This is a genomic window from Clostridium transplantifaecale (assembly GCF_900626075.1).
Classification (GTDB): Bacteria; Bacillota; Clostridia; order Lachnospirales; family Lachnospiraceae; genus Otoolea; species Otoolea transplantifaecalis.
On the sequence record NZ_UYZY01000007.1, the window covers coordinates 201,336 to 219,638 of the forward strand.

The window sequence follows — 18,303 nt, forward strand, 5'->3', positions numbered from 1 at the left end:
AAACTATTTACTTTAAAAGTTGAAAATGGTATTTTAGAAAAAACAATATATTGTTTAAAACAAATTGGTATTATCAATTGTGAAAGATCAGGGGACAAAGATGAAACAGAAGTTTAAAGTTTATATCAGTGATTACGATTATGAAAATATTGATATTGAAAAAAGCATCCTGGAGCCTATCGGGGCTGAGGTGATTGGGCTGAAAGACAATACGGGAAAGACCCTCCCGCAGTATGCCGGGGATGCAGATGCCATCATACAGCAGTACGCAAAGATTCCGAGGAGCACGATAGAACAGCTCAAAAACTGTAAGGTAATTGCCAGATACGGAATCGGAGTGGATATCCTGGATGTGGAAGCTGCTTACGAACATGGAATGGTCGTGACCAACGTGCCCGACTATTGTCTGGATGAGGTTGCGGATCACGCGGCTGCCTGCTCCATGATGCTGGTGCGTAATGTTCCGTTTTATAATGAGAAGGTTCATGCCGGCAGCTACCAGTGGCAGGACTGGAGAGCTCCAATCCGGCGATGCAGGAATGCCAGGTACGGTTTTCTGGGATTTGGAAGGATCGCACAGAATCTGGCCAGAAAGATGGCGGCATTCGGTTTTGAATTAATTTCCAGTGACCCGTTCGTATCGGAGAGCTATATGAGAACCTTCGGAGTGAAGAAGGTAGAGCAGGAAGAGCTGTTTCGCACCTCGACGGTCGTATGTGTCCTGACTCCTTATATGGAAGCAACGCACCATATCGTCAATGAAGAAATGCTGCGCTTAATGCAGCCTGACAGCTATATTGTAGGTGTCACAAGAGGAAAATGCGTGGACAACAAGGCGCTCTACAAGGCGTTAAAGGAAGGATGGATTGCCGGGGCGGCTCTGGATGATCCGGAGGAGGAGCCGATGAAGATGCATGACTGGACTCCGGAGCTCAATCCTCTGTTCCGGCTGGACAACTGCTTTTTCACTCCTCACACGGCGTACATAAGCAGAGAGGCGCTGGACGAGTGCCGCCGGATCGCTGCGGGAAATGTGAAAGCGGTGCTTATGGGAGAACGTCCTGCCAATCAGGTATACCCGGCAAAAAGAAAATAGAAGCGTTACATGAATATAGAAAATAAAAACAGGAACCAGAAAAATTTTAAAATATCACATCAAAACAGAAGGAGAAACCAAATGAAATGTATCGTTAATGAGAGACCGGAAATCGATGAAAAATTAATTAAGCCATTCAGGGACATGGAGGATGTACTTTCACTCTCCTGCGTTGTGGGGGATGCGATGGAGCGCGATAATGTAATGCGCCATGACATGAAACCCAAAGCAGCCGATAAAAAGATTATCGGACCGGCTATTACAGTAAAGCTGACGGCGGGAGACATCGTAGACTGCCTCAGGGTATTTGAGATTGCAAAGCCGGGAGACGTTATCGTGATCGACGCTTTTGGTGAGACGGAGACATCGATTTGGGGAGGTCTGATGTCAGGAATAGCCAGAAACGCCGGGGTAGCCGGGGCGGTAATTGACGGAAGCTGCCGTGACACGGATGAGGCCAGAATGATGGATTTCCCGATCACAGCCAAGGTATGCGGCCCAAGAGCGGCCCACACGGCTTATTCGGGAAGGAAAGAGCCTATCGAAATTAATGTTCCGGTGTGCTGCGGAGGCCTGGTTGTAAATCCGGGAGATTTGATTGTGGCGGATGAAATTGGAGTTGCAGTCGTTCCTTATGAAAAACTGGCTGAAGTTTATCCGGTTGCGAGGGAGCAGGCGGACCGCGAGATTGCAACGAGAGAAGAAATTCTGAAGGGGGCAGGCGTGGAGGAATTGCTGGCAAAATTCGGACGAATCTAAGGAAAAGGAACAGGGGACCCTTAAAAATAAAAATAAAAATGACCAGTGACCAATGGGTGTTTAAAGAGCAGAAGAATTGGGAGGATAAAAAAATGAAGCAAATGAAAAAATTATCGGCGGTTATATTGTCGGCAGCAATGGCATTATCACTTACAGCGTGTTCCGGTTCATCGGAAGGCGGCGCGGCAAAACAGGACAAGCAGGCGGGAACAGACGCTCCGATTACGCTTAAGATCGCGCATGGCGCCAGCGAGACATACCATCTGCACAGGGCTCTTCTGAAATTCAAGGATATTGTGGAGGAGACCGGTAAATTTAAGGTGGAAATTTACCCGAACCAGCAGTTCGGTTCCGACGGAGAGATGATAGAGGGGGTAAAGACGGGAGATTTGACCATGGCGGTGTCGCCCAGCTCCTATTTGACGGATGAATGCCCCAGCATGAGCCTGATTGAGCTTCCTTATGTATATCCAAACCGTGAAACGGCCCTTGCGACACTGAACGGAGAGTGGGGACAGAAGGAGCTTGCCGAACTGGAGAAAGCAGGACTTCACGGACTCGGATACATGGAGAACGGAATGCGCCATCTGACAAACAGCAAAAAAGAGATTCATCTGCCGGCCGATTTAAACGGTATGAAAATCAGGACCATGCAGGTAGAGGCCCATGTGGATTTTTGGAACAGCCTTGGCTGCTCGGCGGAAGGTTCTCCGTTCTCAGAGCTGTACACAAACCTGAGCACAGGGGTGTTCGACGGTGAGGAAAACCCGATTGCCCATATCTATTCCCAGAAATTTTATGAAGTGCAGAAGTACATTACCCTGTCTGAACACGTTTACTGCGCATACATTCCTCTTGTGACAACCGATTTCTGGAACGGCCTTACGCAGGAACAGCAGACCATTTTAAATGATGCGTTTAAACAGGCGTATGACTACCAGATGGAACTGGTGGAGACGGAAGAAGAGAGCCAGTTAAAAGAGATGGAAGCGGCCGGCTGCGTAGTCACAAAGCTTACGGATGAGGAAAAGCAGGCATTTATCGACGCCGCACAGCCGACACTTGAAAAATACAGGGAAAAAGTCGGCGCCGAAGTATACGATGAGTTTGCACAGGCGGTGGAAAAAGCGGCGGCAAAATAGCTGTTTGACTGAAGTCCTGATTGCGGCGGACGCTATCCGGCGCTGTGTATTCCACATGAGAACCCGGGATAGCGGCCGCCTGCATTGTATAAGGAGGTTTCTATGAAAAAAGTAATTGGCTGGCTTGATGAAAACCTGGAAAAGTTTGTCTGTGTAGCGCTTTTTATGGTTTTTACAGCGATTATGGTAGTAAATGTATTTATGAGATACGTGGTCAGACAGGCAATTCCCTGGGCGTCCGATCTGGTGCTGTTTCTGTTTGTATGGTTTGTATGGTTCGCTATAAGCTATGGATTCAGGGCAGGTTCCCATGTCAATGTGACGGCCGTCGTTGGCCTGTTCCCGTGGAAAGTGCAGAAGGCCCTCAGGATAACCTGCTATGCAATTGCCTTTGCGGGATTCTGTTATATCTTTTATTTCGGTGTGCGTCTGCTGTTTGATTCCTCAGTGGTCGGGAAGTACGGACTGCTGATCAAATATCCGATGTGGAGCCTTTACCTGGCGACTCCGATCGGTTCGGCGCTCAGCATTTTAAGGATTGTCCAGATTCTGGCGGGAATTGTCAGAGAAAAGGAGGTAGTGTAAATGGCAGCAGGCGTTTTATTTATTTCATTGCTTGTGTTAATTCTGGTGGGCATGCCGATCGCTATCGCGCTGGCCATGTCGTCCGCCCTTACCATACTGGTCTATGGGACGGCAACTCCGCTTCTTCAGGTACGTTCCATCGTGACGGCCGTAAGTTCCTATCCGCTTCTTGCAATTCCGCTTTTTATCCTGGCAGGTGACCTGATGTATACAGGCGGCTTATCGAAACGTCTGGTCAGGCTGGCGGATGCCTGGCTGGGCTCCGTTAAGGCGAGCCTGGCCTACGCCACGGTGGCGGCTTCCACATTTTTCGCTGCGATTTCAGGATCCGGTCCGGCCACGGTGGCGGCTATCGGTTCTAACGTGGTTCCGGAGATGGAGAAGAGGGGATATCCCCGGGATTACAGTACGGCCCTGGCGGCGGCAGCCGGAATTGTAGGCGTACTGATTCCACCCAGCATCCCCTTTGTCATGTACGGCATTTCGTCAGGAGCCTCGGTCAGCACGCTTTTTATGGCGGGAATCATACCCGGACTTATGTTTTCCGTAGGTTTCTGCCTGATGGCGCGATTCCTGTACGGCAAAAAGAAAATTGAGAGCGAAGTCCGGAAATTCAATCTGAAAGAAGCTCTGGTGGTTACAAAAGACAGCATTTTTGCCGTGCTCGCACCCGTAATTGTCCTGGGCGGAATTTACGGCGGAATTTTTTCGCCGACGGAAGCGGCTGCAGTTTCCGTATTTTATGCAATTGTGATAGGATTTTTTGTCTATAAAGAGCTCACCGTCAAAACACTGGTGGAAGCTTTCATCAAAAGCACCAAGACAACGGCAACCTGTATGGGACTCGTTGCATTTGCCTCCACATTCGGCCGTCTCCTGACACTGGAGCAGGTGCCGAACAACCTGGCGAATTTTATAGCGGGCATTTCCTCCAACAGGTACATCATTCTCCTTCTGATTAATATCTTCCTGATTTTTGTCGGAATGTTTATGGAGACGATTGCTTCCATTATAATCCTGACACCGATTCTCCTGCCTGTTGTAACAGGGCTTGGCGTGGATCCGGTCATGTTCGGAGTTATGATGACGGCCAACCTTGCCATCGGCTTCTGTACGCCTCCTTTGGGAGTAAATCTCTTTGTGGCGAGCGGCATCAGCGGGCTTAAGGTGGAGGAGATAACGAAAGCTATCCTGCCGTATTTTGCAGTCATGTTTATCGTCCTGCTGCTGATATCATTTGTACCGGCCGTCAGCCTGGCGCTTCCGGCAGTGCTGAACGGATAGGGGGAATAGGAAATTGAAAGAGTATATTATAACCCTGGATACGGGGACAACCAATACAAGGGCCTCCCTGTGGCGCCTGGACGGGACATTTCTGGGAGAAGAAAAGTCCCGGGCCGGGGTCAGGAATACGGCAATTGACGGAAACAACGAATTTCTGAAAAAAGAAACGGGGGCCTGTCTGAGGAAACTGACGTCGGAAAACGGTGTGGCTTTTGAACAGGTAGCGGGCATATTCGCATCGGGCATGGTGACGTCCAATGTAGGGCTAATGGAGGTGCCTCATCTCACGGCTCCGGCCTGCGCCTCTGATTTTGCAGACAGCGTGTTTCAGGCGGATCTGCCCGGGGTGTGCCCCGTTCCCTTCTATTTCATCAGAGGCCTTAAGAATGAATTAAAGGATTGGAAAAATCTGGACAATATGGATATAATGAGAGGGGAAGAGGTTGAGACGCTGGCCCTTCTGACGGAGTATCCGGCGGGAATGCCTTACGTTTTTATCCTTCCGGGCTCCCATACAAAGTTTGTCTTCGTCAATGAGAGAAAAGAAATTACGGGTTGTCTGACAACCCTGACCGGAGAGCTGCTGGAGACGGTAACGAACAATACAATCCTGGCGGACGCCGTGGAAAAGCGTTTTGTTTCCGGGGAAACCTATCAAAAAAATGCGGTTCTGGCGGGATACCATGCGGCGAAAACGCAGGGATTTGGACGCGCGGCGTTCCTGTCCAGGATTTACCGAATGTTCGGAAACAGTGAGGAGAAGGAGAGCGTGTGGACCGCTAATTTTCTGCTGGGAACCGTACTCTGGAACGACGTGGCGGCTCTGCGGGGCTGCTGCAGCGAAGAGCGGGCTGCGCAGACGATCGGGATCGTGGCCGGGAAAGAGCCGTTTATAAGCGGCCTGACCGATCTACTGTCGGAGGACGGATACCTGAAAGAAGTAAGGCGGCGTGAACCTGAGCCGGGACCGTCTCTCTCGGCCAGAGGGGCTTTTGGGATTGCCGGCATTTATCTGGGCAAGAAACACGGCATGGAGTAGTTTCAAATACGTTTCGGAAAAAAGGAGGGCAGTAATGGATAGACAGAGCGGCGATAAGATTGCGGTAAACTTCGGTAATCTGCTGGATGGAATTGAGATGCCGAAAATGTACCGGGTGCATCAAAAGTTTCCGGAGGAGAAGATAGAGGAGATAGAGAAGACGGTAAGGGATGAGATGGAGTCAAAATTCGGCGCTGCCTCCCTTGCGGGGAAGAAAATCGCGGTGACGGCAGGCAGCCGTGGGATTTCCCACTGTGCCGGAATTTTACAGGAAATTATTAAATTTTTCAAAGATAAGGGAGCAGAGCCGTTTGTTATTCCGTCCATGGGAAGCCACGGAGGCGGGACCGTGGAAGGGCAGATGGAGGTGCTGCGTCATCTGGGGCTGACCCCGGAGAGCCTTGGGGCAGAATTTGCAGCAGAGATGGATACGGTAGCCGCCGGACATCTATCCAACGGGCTTCCACTTTATTTTTCCAAAGCAGCCATGGAGGCGGACGGTATTTTCCTGGTCAATAAGATAAAACCTCATGCTGATTTTAAGGGAGAGCACGAGAGCGGCCTTGTAAAAATGCTGGTGATCGGCCTTGGAAAGCATAAGGGCTGTGCCAGCCTTCACAAACTGGGATTTGAAAATTTCCCCTGGGCCCTTCCTGAAGCGGCGGAAATCATCTTAAAACAGGCTCCCGTACTGGGGGGACTGGCGATTGTGGATAATGCTTATGATGAACCGATGGTTCTGGAGGCTGTTCTGCCGGAACGCCTGCTTGAAAGGGACAGGGAACTTTTGAAGCTGGCAAAAGCCAATATGCCCTGTCTGAAGGCCAGGGAAGTGGATGTGCTGATAATCGAGGAGATTGGTAAAAATATCAGCGGCGAGGGTATGGATCCCAACGTGACGGGACGTCCCGGCTCCGGCTTGAATGTAGGTTTTACCGATATCAGAATCAAGAATATTGTCGTCCTGGGAACCACCGGAAAATCCGGAGGTAATGGCGCCGGTCTTGGCATGGCGGATATTACGACACTGGATTGTGTCAGAAACCTGGATCTGGGGATTATGTACACCAATTCCATCACGGCAGGAATCCTGGGTCCATCCAGGCTTCCTATTATCCTGAATAATGACAGGGAAGCAATCAGGACGGCTATCAAGATCGCCGCTCCGCTCCATACGGATTCCCCCAGAATTATCTGGATAAAAAACACGCTGGAGCTCGATGAGATCCGGGTGTCGGAGGCGCTTCTCGACGAGTTTGAACGGAGAGAAGATGCCGGGATAGAAGGCCGGGCCGAAACTGCATTTGATGAAAACGGCAGGCTGATGCGTATCTGAATTTTTAAATACGCTTTGGTTTAACGGTTCGGAAGAAAATCATGAAGGTAACGAATCGTTATCTACACGTTATAAAATATAACCCGGGAGGAATTGCAGGTGGCATATACGAAAAATGCGACAGAAAAAGCCTATACATTTATTCAGGAGAAGATTGAAAGCGGGGAGTGGAAACCGGGGGACAAAATCTGGACGGAAGCCATGCTCTGCAAAGAGCTTCAGATCAGCCGCGTTGCCGTGAGACAGGCTCTCAATAAACTGGTGTCTCTGTCAGTTGTTTACTGTATACAGGGCTCGGGAACCTATGTCCAGGCCCCCAAACCGCAGGAGGATTTAGATCTGGGTTTTGACAGCGTCGTATATGATGATCTGATCAGTATCCTGGAATACCGGCGCTATTATGAGTGCGGGAATGTGGCGCTGTTTATCAGAAATGCAACGCAGGAGGATATAGAAGAACTGGAGAGGCAGTATGAGATCATGAAAGGATGCGGGGATGACATGGAGGCCTTTTATACGGCGGATTACCATTTCCATGACATCATTGCAAAGGGGACGAAAAAGGAGTTTATTTTCCGGATATCAAATTCCCTCAATAAAGTCCTGCTGCGCCACCAGGAACACGTTAATCTCTGGATTGGACCTGATATTGGGCTGGAATATCACGAGTTTATCCTGAAATACATAAAAGAAAAGGATGTGGATTTTGCCACCATGTATATGCAGAAACATATCGATGCCACAATCCAGGCAGTCCAGGAGAACCGGAAAAAGCACAGGAGCAGTGAAAAGAATGAGAAGTGAGATACTTAAGAGGATGAAAGAGGACAAGGTCATTGCTATTGTCAGGGGAGTCCCTTTCGACTGTATGGAACAGACGATCCGCGCTCTGTTAAAAGGCGGAGTCTGTCTGGCGGAGATAACCTATAACCATTCGTCGGAGGAAGGACGGAAGGAAACACTGGAATGTCTGGAGCTTGTCAGGCAGAAGCTGGGAGAGCGGGTGCTGCTCGGAGCAGGAACCGTGCTTACGGAGCGTGACGTGGAGGATGCGAAAGAGGCGGGGGCCGATTACGTCATTTCTCCGAATGTCAATGAGAAGGTGATCAGAAGAACGAGGGAGCTTAATATGGTTTCTATGCCGGGAGCCTTTACTCCGACCGAGGTTGTGACTGCATATGAGGCCGGGGCCGATATCGTGAAGCTGTTTCCGGCAGCTCTTATGGGCCTTTCTTATATTAAGGCCCTGAGAGGCCCGCTTGGACATATCCCCGTATCGGCAGTCGGAGGCGTCACTCCGGAAACGGTGCCGGAATTTCTGGCAGCCGGGGTCTCCTGTTTTGGGATCGGAGGCAATCTTGTGGATTTAGAAAAAATCCGCGCCGGAGCCTTTGAGGAGATAGAAGAAAGAGCACGCCAGTTCCACAGGGCGGCGACAGGGATGTAAAGTAAAAAAAAGAAGGTGAGAGATCCGGGGGGCGGAACTTTCACCTTCTTTTTCCGCGCTTGGCGCGGGAGCTCCGCAAAGGAACTCGGTCTCACAGGAAGGGGACCCTGTAAGCTCAGGCGGTTTTCAGAGGCCTGTGGGGGAGAGTGCCTCCATGATGCCTGTATACGGGTACAATAAATAGAAAAATGGCAATGGAAAAAATGAAAAACAGGATATAGGACGGAAGATAACTTCCTGTTTTATCGGCCAGAATCCCAGGAACGGCGCTGGACACGAGACCGCCTAAGGTGTAAGCAAGCTGATAATTTTTAAGCACCGTGGCGAAATTGCCTTTCCGGCAGAAATCGGATGCCATCAGGGAGAGCCCCACAGATGCCAGGGCGAGCCCTATCCCCAGGAACAGGAAAGTGACGCCAAATAAGAGGCCGCCGGCCTGCGGAGCAAAACAGCAGAGCGTCTGCCCGATGCAGAGCAGCAGGCAGAAGAGGGCGGCGGCGGGATAACTTCCAATCCGGTCCGCAATCCATCCAAACGAGCACTTGCCGATGATAAGCAGCGCGCCCATTAATGATAAGAAAAATGATACCATAGCAGCCGAATGGCCGGTGGTCGTGTACAAAAGGGACAGATTATTGTATCCGGTAAGTCCGACCACCCCGATTAAAAAGATACCGGCCATAATAAAAAAATGCTCCCGCGGATTCAAACGGTCGTGTAACAGCATCTTACTGTCCCGGTCAGAGGCGCGTCCGCTCCGTTTCACTGCGAATGATGTCTCTGTTCCGCCAGGGCCTGCGGGACGTCCGGGTGTGGAAAGCGCCGGATTTTCACGTATCAGAATAATTACGGGTATGGCAAAAACGGCAATGGCCAGCGCCTCAATAAGAAAAGATGAGGAGAGGCCGAAGCGATTGATTAAAAACATCAGGGCTACTGGGCCGAGGATGGCGCCCAGACCGCTCCCGGAGGCGGCGATTCCCAGCGCGGCAGCCGGTTTAAGCGGAAACCACTGCCGGATGAGGAGAGAAGCCGGAACCATGCCTCCCAGCGCATAACTAAATCCGGCTATGGCGGAAGCAAGATAATAAAGGGCGGGTGTGGAGGAAAAGCCATAAATTAGAAAGGCAGCGGGGGCGCAGAAAAGAGCCAGGGCAATACCTTTCTTAAGCCCCAGTTTGGCATAGTAGCAATCCACTGCGAACATAGCAGCCAGAGATGCCACGCTTCTCACCGCAGCCATCAGGGAGAGCTGGGTGTTGGTAAATCCGTGGACTTTAATAATAAAAGGCAGATAGATGGAAAATGCGTTGCTTACCAGCCCGACGCATACAAAAACAGTGGCCGTGCTGAGAGTGCAAATGACAAAACGGTATGGGCTGTCTTCTTTCATGGAAATTCCCCTTTGTGTGTGGATTTAGTTGAGATGCGAGGACGCCTTTGTAAGACGGCGGACGGGGGAGTGGGTGGGTGTTTATGAGTCTTCAGTCCCGGTTGGTAGGGTTTGGTGAGGGGGAATCCAGGAGAAAAAATTCCTGCGGGGACTCGCTCCCGCTTGTGGAATGCGCAGCGGATGCTAGCTTCGTGTAAGACCTCAGCAAGCACCGGCGGATTCCAAGGTCTCCCTTCGGAAAGTTTTCTCCTTCCTTCCCCGGGCAGGTTGTCGGCGGGACTGAAGACTCAGCGAGGGTATTGCCCCGTCCGCCGGCTTCAGGGGCTGATTGTCTCTTTCGTCAAGTGTGGTGGTAGTATTGTCGCTTCCACTATATAGTAGTGATTCTTTTACATTCTGATGACACCTTGGGCTGCATAAAAAAGAGTATCAGAATAAGCACCTCTAAGATTGTAAGCTTCTATAGTCCCAGAATGAATAGGATGTAGTTTTCCGGCATTCTGAGAAACGTAGTGGCAGCGACAAGCGCCTCCCCTCTTAAAGAAAGAGGACAGATCAGCCGCCGCAGGCCGGGGGCCGGGCCGCTATCTTCGCGGAGTCTTTCGTCCCGGCCATAACCTTCCTGTGGGGAAGAAGGGAGAAAAAGATTCCGGAGGGAACCTGGGAGTTCATTGGTACTTACCGAGGTCTTTTCGAGGTTAGTCCCATTATGTACTCCAACGAGCGCAAGCGTTTCCCGCAGGAACTTTTTCTGCCCGGATTCCCCGCCCGCGACAATCTGACGCCCGGGACGAAAGACTCATCGATCCCCCTCACCACCTGGTCCCCAGCCTGACGGCGGCGTCCTCATTTCTCAACCCAATCCCTATTTTCCTTATCATAGTAGAAAAATATATATTTGTAAAATGGATTATCCGGGTATATAATATTGATAAAATCGATATTAACTTCAGAGGAAATTGTATACGGAGGATGGTATGACTCAGTCTGAAATTGATGCATTTCTGGCAATAATCGAGTATGGTTCCCTGACTAAAGCGGCGGAACGGCTGTATCTGACCCAATCCACGCTGAGCAGCCGTCTGGACAGCCTGGAGAAGGAGCTGGGAGCGCCGCTTCTGATAAGGAAGAAGGGAATCCGCAGGGTTAAACTGACCGAAGCGGGGAAACGCATGGTCCCGGTGGCGGAAAAATGGAAGAAGCTCTGGCAGGAGACCAGGGAAGCAATCTGGAGAGAGGAGCGGCAGACGATGTTTCTCTCAACAATCCAAAGCGTCCAGACGTACCTGATGGGGCCTGTGTACCGGGAGTTTTTAAACAGGGCGGACGACTGCGATATGTGTATCCTGGCGTTAGAGTCGAGGGATACTTATAAACTGATCGAGTCGGGAGAACTGGAGGCTGGCCTGATTGCCAACCCCGGTTATTCCAGGACGGTGGCCTCCATCCCCCTCTTTAAGGAACCGATGTGTTTCGTTTGCGGGAAAGGCAGTTCCTATGACGGAACGGTCCACCCATCGGCACTGTCCGTCAGAAATGAGATCTACCTGGAATGGCATCCGGAGTTTGTCATGTGGCATACTTACTGGTTCGGGGACGGGAGAAGATGCCGGGTGGAGACCGATAATATGCAGCTTCTGGAGCAGCTCATCGAGCAGGATGAATACTGGACCGTGCTGCCCCAATCGGCGGCTCTGAGCATGGAAAGCAGAATGGCGGTGAAACTGCTGCCGATGAAGGACGGCCCCGAGGACAGGGTGGTCTATATGCTTCTGAAAAATAAAAAAGAATGTCCGGAGCCGGTGAGAATCCTGATCCAGATGCTCAAAGGATATCTGGAACAGCTTGGGATACAGTGGATTGCGACGGAACACATGGAGGAGGCGGATAAAGATGAATACGGACAGAAAAAGAATATTATTTGCTGATGATGACCCCGAGATCAGGGAGGTGGTCCGCATCCTTTTAGAGCACGAAGGCTTCGAAGTGATCGAGGCCTGCAATGGGAAGGAGGCGGTGGAAAAAGCGGACAATAGGGTGGATTTGATCATCCTGGATATCATGATGCCGGGAAAATCAGGAATCCTGGCATGCCTGGACATCCGGAAGAAACTGACGGTGCCGATTCTATTTCTTACGGCCAGGACACAGGACTCGGATAAAGCGCTGGGCTTCAGCGCGGGCGGCGACGATTATCTGGCTAAACCGTTCTCCTACACGGAGCTGGTGGCCAGGGTCAAAGCGATGCTCAGAAGATGTTATGTTTATCAGGGAGGGGCTGCCGGCGGGGAGAAAACGGCCGTGATCCGGATTAAAGATATGTCCATCGACAGGGACAGCCGGGAAGTCCGCCTGGAGGGTGAAGAGGTGCTTTTAACCGATCTGGAATACAGGATTTTGCTGCTCATGGCCGAGAACAGAGGAAAAATCTTTACAATACAGAATATTTATGAGAGCGTGTGGGAGGAACCCTACTATTACACCTCCAACAACACGGTGATGGTACATATCCGGAACCTGAGAAAAAAACTGGAAAAGGATCCGAAAAATCCAAAATATCTTGTAAACGTTTGGGGAAAGGGGTACCGGATAGAATGAAGAGGAAGTATCGCAGCAGATTGTGGATAAAATTAATTCTGTCGGTTGCCTTTGCTGCCGTCTGCGCCTTTTTTATCTTAGTCCAGGTTATGGATCTGGGCTATTATATCCTGGATCGTAATTATATGCCGGCCGTCATTGCCAGAAAGGAAAATGAATACATCCGCAAACTCCAGGCGTTTGTTACGGAAAACAGGATTTCCATGAATGACGGTAATCAAATTCAGAGCTTTACGGAGCAGGACAGAAAGATGATTATGACGCTGTACCACGATGGCAGAGCCATATTCAGCAGTGACGGACGGATTGTGGCGACAATGCCGGACAGCCCTGATGATACGGAGTTGGATATAATGCCGGATATGGATCCGGGCACAGGGGAGGATATGGGGCCGGCGGGATATTCCGTCGCTTTTTCAGACGGCGCCGCGTCGGCGGTTCTGTTTTATATTGGAAATGAGGAAGACGAATTTATATATGTGCTCTCCACCGTGTTCAGCGGCATTTGTTTTGTTCTGATCTTATACGTTCTGATCCGGAAAAAAGTAAAATATATTGAACTTCTCGGCAAAGAGATGGAGATTCTGAAAAGCGGAGAGCTGAATTACCAGGTTACGGTAAAAGGAAACGACGAACTGTCTTCTCTGGCGGGAGAGCTGGATTCCATGCGGAGGGCGATTCTTTCAAGACAGGAGGAGGAGGAGCTGCTGCGGATCGCAAACCGGGACATGGTCACGGCCATTTCGCACGATTTGAGGACTCCTTTGACGTCCCTGATGGGCTATCTGGATATCCTGGGCATGGAAACGGATGGGGAAAAACAGAAGAAATACCTGTCTGTCTGCCGCGATAAGGCGGCCCAGATAAAGAGCCTGTCCGACAAGCTGTTTGAGTATTTTCTCGTGTATAGCAGGGATCAGGACGAACTGCACCGCGATGAGGTAAACGGGGCGGAATTCGTGGGGCAGATCGTAGAAGAGAGCCTGTTCGATCTGGAGAGCGAGGGCCTTCGGGTAGTGCGTAAAACGGGTGAGATCACGTGCAGCCTGTCCGTGGATGTAGAACTGATGCGCAGGGTATTTGGAAACCTGTTTTCGAATATTCTCAAATATGCGGATCGGCAGCAGCCGGTGGAAGCAGAATACCGTGAGACGGAAAAAGAATTGATTATCTGCCTTAAAAACAGTACAGCGGCTGTTGAGCCGGAACGCGAGAGCACCAATATCGGACTTAAAACATGCGGAACGATACTGGAACGTCACGGGGGAACCTTCCGCTGCGGGAAAAGGGGAAGGCTTTTTAAGGCGGAAGTGCGCATTCCATGTGTGAAGATAGGAGAGAATGATGGAAATACAGGAACTGAAACTTTTTAACGGGCTGACGGAGGAGGAACTTCAGAGAAGCCTTGTCTGTTCCCGGTCCGGGATCGTGGAATATGAAAAAGAGGAGTATATTTTTACTCAGGGTGAAAGGCCGAAATGGATCTACATGATACTGTCGGGGGAGGTTCTGCTTGAGCAGGCTAATCTTTCGGGGCGCCAGACTTATGCAGAGTGCCTGGGGATAAGGCAGCAGTTCGGCGTGGTGGATTTGTTTCTGGAGAGGGAGCGGTACTCCTACTCGGCAAAAGCGAGAAGCCACGTAAAACTGCTTCGGATTTCCAGTCATTTTTTCTACGGAACCTGTGAAAAAAACTGTGTCCATCACAGCAAGATTCTATTTAATATGATGGGGGTATTTGCCGAAGAGGCAGAAAAGAATTCAAAGAAGGTACAGCTTTTGACCTGCGGGAGCCTGAGACAGAGGATTGCCCTTTACCTCCTGCAGAACAGCGGCGGAAATAAAAGGGTGGAGCTTGCCATGAACAGGGAGGAGCTGGCGGCCAGTTTAAATGCGGCCAGGCCTTCTCTGTCCAGGGAATTGTCTCAGATGCAGGAGGAGGGGATTATTAAAATGGAGGGGCGTAAATCCATTGCGATCCTTGACTGTTCCCGGCTTCAGGAAGACCTGGCCGATTTTGTTGGTTAAAGTTAGAGGAGTTATAAATTAATGCAATCAGTCTTCGGGAACGAAAACGTCTTTTCCAAGACCGCAAAGCGGGCATACCCAATCGTCTGGGATATCCTCGAATGCAGTTCCCGGAGCAATTCCGTTGTCCGGATCTCCGACCTCAGGGTCATACTCATAGCCGCATGGTTCACATACATATTTTTTCATTGTCAATTACCTCCGAAATAATTTAAACTTTTATATTCCGTCCCGCCGGATACAGGCTTTTATGTGGACAGAGATTATTTTCCGGCCTTCCAGAGACCGTGAAGGTTGCAGTACTCGTATGCTGCAATAAATTCGTCGCCGTCTTTTAAAATGAAGACAGCCTTTGGTTCTTCACCCGGTTTAAGGGAAGCGAACTGCCCGCCGGATGTTGTTTCAATGAAAATACCTGTGATATAGTGCTCTTCCAGCATAGGATGGGCAACCGAGCCGATGGCTACTTCCACGGTATTTTCGTTGATGGAGACAACAGGCACATGTTTCTCAGCCGCGCCGTCTGAAGTATTAGCCTTCAGGGCCTCCAGGGCAATTCCATTTTCTCCGCCGTCTAAAGATACCAGATTCAATAAGATATTTTTCTTGTCGTCACTTCTGTAAAATTTATTCATATCAGACCTCCTGTATAATCATTTTTATTTGTTTTGTTGTTCTGTAGATAAGATACCATAAAAAAGCGTGAAAGTCCGTAACAAATGTTACGCAACGAAAAAAATGTAAGAAAATGGAAGTCTGGAGTATTTGTACTGGATTTCCGGGTTCTTTCTGTTATAATGGGGAAAGTACGGCCTGGAGAGTGCTTCCGGGTTACTGTTCACTCGGGATGTATTCCGCGAGGTGTTTTCACGTGTTTTTTGTGAAAATCCCGAGTTCCGGCACCGGTTGAAGCAGGTGCATTTATAAAAATAAGTATCCCCGTGCATTCTTTTCCTATGCATTTTCCATTAAGGTTCTTTTTTTGCGGCATGGCCCTTTGCGGCAAAACCGCCTTCAATTCTGTTGAAAAATAAGGAAAAGCTTAAGTTTTTATAACAATTTTGTACGAGTTGCAAAAAACGGTGGAAATTCCACCGGGGGACGTGCTATATTATAGGCAGGCCGCCTGACGGCCAAAATGAAAACAGATAGAGGTTGAAAGAATGAGAAAAAGAAAGGTCTTAAGAACTCTGGGAGCGGTGTCACTTCTGACGCTTGCGTTCAGCTTTACTACTCTGGCAGATGACGCGTCACGTTTTGTGACGGGGACAGACGTGAACGGTATTGTGATAGGAGGACTTACAGAAGCAGAAGCAAAGGCCAAAATTGAACAGTCCTACGCTTCAAGCTACAACCTGACAATTATTGAGAAGGACGGAAAGAAAGAGAATATTAACGGAACAGAGATAGGATACCGGGTTACGGTCCCCAGCAATCTGCAGGAAATTCTGAGCCAGCAGAACGACACGGGACGCCAGTCCGGCCCTTCCTCCGATAACTCCCATACACTGGAGCTGCAGGCCAGCTATGATGACGCGCTTCTCACGGCCCGTATCAGGAGCCTGGAATGCATCAGCGGCGGAGATATCATCACAACGGCGGATGCCCGCATCTCCCCCTATCAGGAGGGACAGCCGTTCACGATTATTCCGGAAGTCCAGGGCAACAACGTGGATGCCGCGAAGACGGAGGCCGTTATCAAGGGCGCCGCGGCCACAGGACAGAGCCAGGTGGATTTGGCGGCAAATGGATGTTATTATTCGGTGCAGGTGACAAAGGACAGCGAGCAGCTGAAAGCGCTCTGCGATAAGATGAACCAGAGCAGGGATATGGTTATCACCTATACATACGGCGACAACACGGAAGAGCTTACAGGAGCAGTGTTTACAAGCTGGTTTACAGGTTCTGCCGACGGTCAGATTCAGGTGGACAGAACCGCCGCCGCGGCATACATTGCCTCACTGGCTGCCAAATACGACACGGCAGGCACGGCCAGGGTATTCCATACCGCTACGGGCAAGGATGTGACGCTGACAGGCCCTTACGGATGGAAACTCAATCAGGCCGTGGAAGTGGAAGCCCTGATTGCGATGATACAGACGGGCCAGAGCCAGACATGGGCTCCGCAGTATTCTGCAACCGCCGCCAGCAGAACAGCGCCGGACTGGGGGAATACTTATGTCGAGGTTGACCTGGGAGGCCAGCATGTCTATATGTTTAAGGACGGCGCCCTTGTCTGGGATGCCCCGACCGTAACCGGCAACGTTTCAAAGAACTATACAACGCCGGAGGGAATCTACAGCCTCAATTACAAACAGACGGACCGGATCTTAAGAGGTGCAAAACAGGCCGACGGCACTTATGAATATGAGAGCCACGTGGATTACTGGATGCCGTTCAACGGAGGAATCGGTCTGCATGACGCCAACTGGAGAAGCAAGTTCGGCGGTACGATTTATCAGTACGGCGGAAGTCACGGATGTATCAACCTTCCCCCGGCCAAGGCTAAGCTGCTGTACGATCTCGTATACCAGGGAATACCGGTCATCTGTCATAATTAAGAACGGGAGAATGGAATCATTTGAAATTAAAAAGATGCAAACGCCATGCCTGAAAGGCAGAACGTCTGCATCTTTTTTAATGACTTTATCCCACGCTATTTTTCGGCGGTCAGAATAAAGGACAGCGGATAACCTTTCCCGTCGTAAATCTCGGACAGGCCGACATCATAGTCGTATTCCTTCAGCCCCGTAATCCGAAGGCCTGCCTTGCAGGCCGCATTAATAATAGCGGCCATTGTATGTGAAAAGCTGATAAATGTTTTGGAATCGTATGTTTCAGACATATAACCCATTCCCTCGTTCTCAACCCACGGCTCTTTTCTGAAATAAGAGTAGGCTGCTCCGTGTATCTTCTGTTCATCATATTCAGGAGAGCCGGGCAGGGCCAGCATGTTCATGATAGGATGGAAATCCTGGATATACATGACTCCGCCGGGCCTTAAACAGTCGGCCGCTTTTTGGAATAAGAGCTCCAGATTTTCAAACCAGGTGATGGCTCCGATGGTAAACATGACGAGATCAAAGGAAGTATGGTATTCTTCCGGAATATCCAGAATATTGGCCGCCACAAAGCTGCAGTTTGTAATGCCCGCTTTTTCGGCCGTTATCCTTGCCTGTTCCAGAATGTTTTCCGCGATATCAAAGCCGACGCCGGAATTCGCCCCGTTCTTTATGAGCGACAAAAGCTCACGCCCGTTGTTGCAGCAGAACTGTGCAATATCCTTTCCTGCAAAATGGAGCTTTTGCAATTCTTCTTCGGCGTTTTTATCAAAAAAAGGAAGTTTTTCATTCAGCAGCCGTATGTAATTTTCATCGCCCCAGTTGGGTTGTCTGTGCTCAAATGCCTCTTCCCAGGCCTCTTTGTTGCCTTCTATATAACTCATACTATAATCTCCTTAATGCCGCAGGAGGTTATGCAGTTACCGTTCACTCCGTGCCCGGTAACGTTATGCTTCCATAATACCTCCTGTTTTGGCTGTGGTTGTGTTAAATGTTGTTGTTTTCATTGTTTGCCCTCCTTTCTGTGATTATTTA

General features: G+C 50.0%; 19 protein-coding genes. 15 read left to right on the forward strand and 4 right to left on the reverse strand.

What is annotated here, in order from left to right; all coding sequences use genetic code 11:
* Nucleotides 1-100 precede the first annotated feature (100 nt).
* From EJL91_RS22040 to EJL91_RS22080, 9 genes are all read left to right on the forward strand, one after another.
* Complete coding sequence (locus EJL91_RS22040; protein WP_125144113.1) at nt 101-1,096, forward strand: C-terminal binding protein; 996 nt, start codon at nt 101-103, stop codon at nt 1,094-1,096.
* A gap of 81 nt (nt 1,097-1,177) precedes the next feature.
* Nucleotides 1,178-1,855, forward strand: coding sequence for an RraA family protein (locus tag EJL91_RS22045; RefSeq protein WP_164516918.1), 678 nt, complete (start codon nt 1,178-1,180; stop codon nt 1,853-1,855).
* A gap of 92 nt (nt 1,856-1,947) precedes the next feature.
* On the forward strand, nt 1,948-2,997 hold the full coding sequence (locus EJL91_RS22050) for a TRAP transporter substrate-binding protein (protein ID WP_164516919.1): 1,050 nt from the start codon (nt 1,948-1,950) through the stop codon (nt 2,995-2,997).
* A 102-nt stretch (nt 2,998-3,099) separates the two neighbouring features.
* Complete coding sequence (locus EJL91_RS22055; protein WP_125144116.1) at nt 3,100-3,582, forward strand: TRAP transporter small permease; 483 nt, start codon at nt 3,100-3,102, stop codon at nt 3,580-3,582.
* The gene (locus EJL91_RS22060; RefSeq protein WP_125144117.1) at nt 3,583-4,866 is read left to right on the forward strand and encodes a TRAP transporter large permease; all 1,284 of its coding nucleotides are present in this window, start codon (nt 3,583-3,585) and stop codon (nt 4,864-4,866) included.
* A 13-nt stretch (nt 4,867-4,879) separates the two neighbouring features.
* Nucleotides 4,880-5,905, forward strand: a complete 1,026-nt coding sequence (locus tag EJL91_RS22065; protein ID WP_125144118.1) for a 2-dehydro-3-deoxygalactonokinase — start codon at nt 4,880-4,882, stop codon at nt 5,903-5,905.
* Nucleotides 5,906-5,939: 34 nt separating this feature from the next.
* Nucleotides 5,940-7,241, forward strand: coding sequence for a nickel pincer cofactor-dependent isomerase, group 22 (locus EJL91_RS22070; RefSeq protein ID WP_125144119.1), 1,302 nt, complete (start codon nt 5,940-5,942; stop codon nt 7,239-7,241).
* A gap of 99 nt (nt 7,242-7,340) precedes the next feature.
* The gene (locus EJL91_RS22075) at nt 7,341-8,045 is read left to right on the forward strand and encodes a FadR/GntR family transcriptional regulator (protein ID WP_125144120.1); all 705 of its coding nucleotides are present in this window, start codon (nt 7,341-7,343) and stop codon (nt 8,043-8,045) included.
* On the forward strand, nt 8,035-8,688 hold the full coding sequence (locus EJL91_RS22080) for a bifunctional 4-hydroxy-2-oxoglutarate aldolase/2-dehydro-3-deoxy-phosphogluconate aldolase (protein WP_125144121.1): 654 nt from the start codon (nt 8,035-8,037) through the stop codon (nt 8,686-8,688). The genes EJL91_RS22075 and EJL91_RS22080 overlap by 11 nt, the downstream gene beginning before the upstream one ends.
* A gap of 115 nt (nt 8,689-8,803) precedes the next feature.
* On the opposite strand, the gene EJL91_RS22085 is transcribed toward EJL91_RS22080, so the two are convergent.
* Nucleotides 8,804-10,081 (reverse strand): MFS transporter, encoded by a 1,278-nt coding sequence (locus tag EJL91_RS22085; RefSeq protein ID WP_125144122.1) that lies wholly within the window; start codon nt 10,079-10,081, stop codon nt 8,804-8,806.
* Between the two features lie 709 nt (nt 10,082-10,790).
* Between EJL91_RS22085 and EJL91_RS25205 the strand changes: the two genes are divergently transcribed.
* The 5 genes from EJL91_RS25205 (at nt 10,791) to EJL91_RS22105 (ending at nt 14,707) form a co-directional block, all read left to right on the forward strand.
* Complete coding sequence (locus EJL91_RS25205) at nt 10,791-10,916, forward strand: hypothetical protein (protein WP_279230061.1); 126 nt, start codon at nt 10,791-10,793, stop codon at nt 10,914-10,916.
* A 142-nt stretch (nt 10,917-11,058) separates the two neighbouring features.
* On the forward strand, nt 11,059-12,009 hold the full coding sequence (locus tag EJL91_RS22090; RefSeq protein ID WP_125144123.1) for a LysR family transcriptional regulator: 951 nt from the start codon (nt 11,059-11,061) through the stop codon (nt 12,007-12,009).
* Nucleotides 11,975-12,679, forward strand: a complete 705-nt coding sequence (locus EJL91_RS22095) for a response regulator transcription factor (RefSeq protein WP_164516920.1) — start codon at nt 11,975-11,977, stop codon at nt 12,677-12,679. Before EJL91_RS22090 ends, EJL91_RS22095 begins: the two co-directional genes overlap by 35 nt.
* A gap of 20 nt (nt 12,680-12,699) precedes the next feature.
* A complete protein-coding gene (locus EJL91_RS22100; protein WP_243125528.1) occupies nt 12,700-14,052 on the forward strand; it encodes a sensor histidine kinase in 1,353 nt (450 codons plus the stop codon).
* Nucleotides 14,021-14,707 carry a Crp/Fnr family transcriptional regulator gene (locus EJL91_RS22105; RefSeq protein ID WP_243125529.1) on the forward strand — a complete coding sequence of 229 codons (687 nt, stop codon included), beginning with the start codon at nt 14,021-14,023 and terminating at the stop codon, nt 14,705-14,707. The genes EJL91_RS22100 and EJL91_RS22105 overlap by 32 nt, the downstream gene beginning before the upstream one ends.
* Before the next feature lie 27 nt (nt 14,708-14,734).
* On the opposite strand, the gene rd is transcribed toward EJL91_RS22105, so the two are convergent.
* Both rd and EJL91_RS22115 read right to left on the reverse strand, forming a co-directional pair.
* The gene (rd, locus tag EJL91_RS22110; RefSeq protein WP_125144125.1) at nt 14,735-14,896 is read right to left on the reverse strand and encodes a rubredoxin; all 162 of its coding nucleotides are present in this window, start codon (nt 14,894-14,896) and stop codon (nt 14,735-14,737) included.
* Between the two features lie 74 nt (nt 14,897-14,970).
* Complete coding sequence (locus tag EJL91_RS22115; RefSeq protein ID WP_125144126.1) at nt 14,971-15,342, reverse strand: desulfoferrodoxin family protein; 372 nt, start codon at nt 15,340-15,342, stop codon at nt 14,971-14,973.
* 528 nt (nt 15,343-15,870) lie between these two features.
* Between EJL91_RS22115 and EJL91_RS22125 the strand changes: the two genes are divergently transcribed.
* Nucleotides 15,871-17,268 carry a L,D-transpeptidase gene (locus tag EJL91_RS22125; protein WP_125144127.1) on the forward strand — a complete coding sequence of 466 codons (1,398 nt, stop codon included), beginning with the start codon at nt 15,871-15,873 and terminating at the stop codon, nt 17,266-17,268.
* Nucleotides 17,269-17,363: 95 nt separating this feature from the next.
* Here the strand turns inward: EJL91_RS22125 and EJL91_RS22130 are convergent, their stop codons facing one another.
* Nucleotides 17,364-18,152, reverse strand: a complete 789-nt coding sequence (locus EJL91_RS22130; protein ID WP_125144128.1) for a class I SAM-dependent methyltransferase — start codon at nt 18,150-18,152, stop codon at nt 17,364-17,366.
* Between the last annotated feature and the right edge of the window lie 151 nt (nt 18,153-18,303).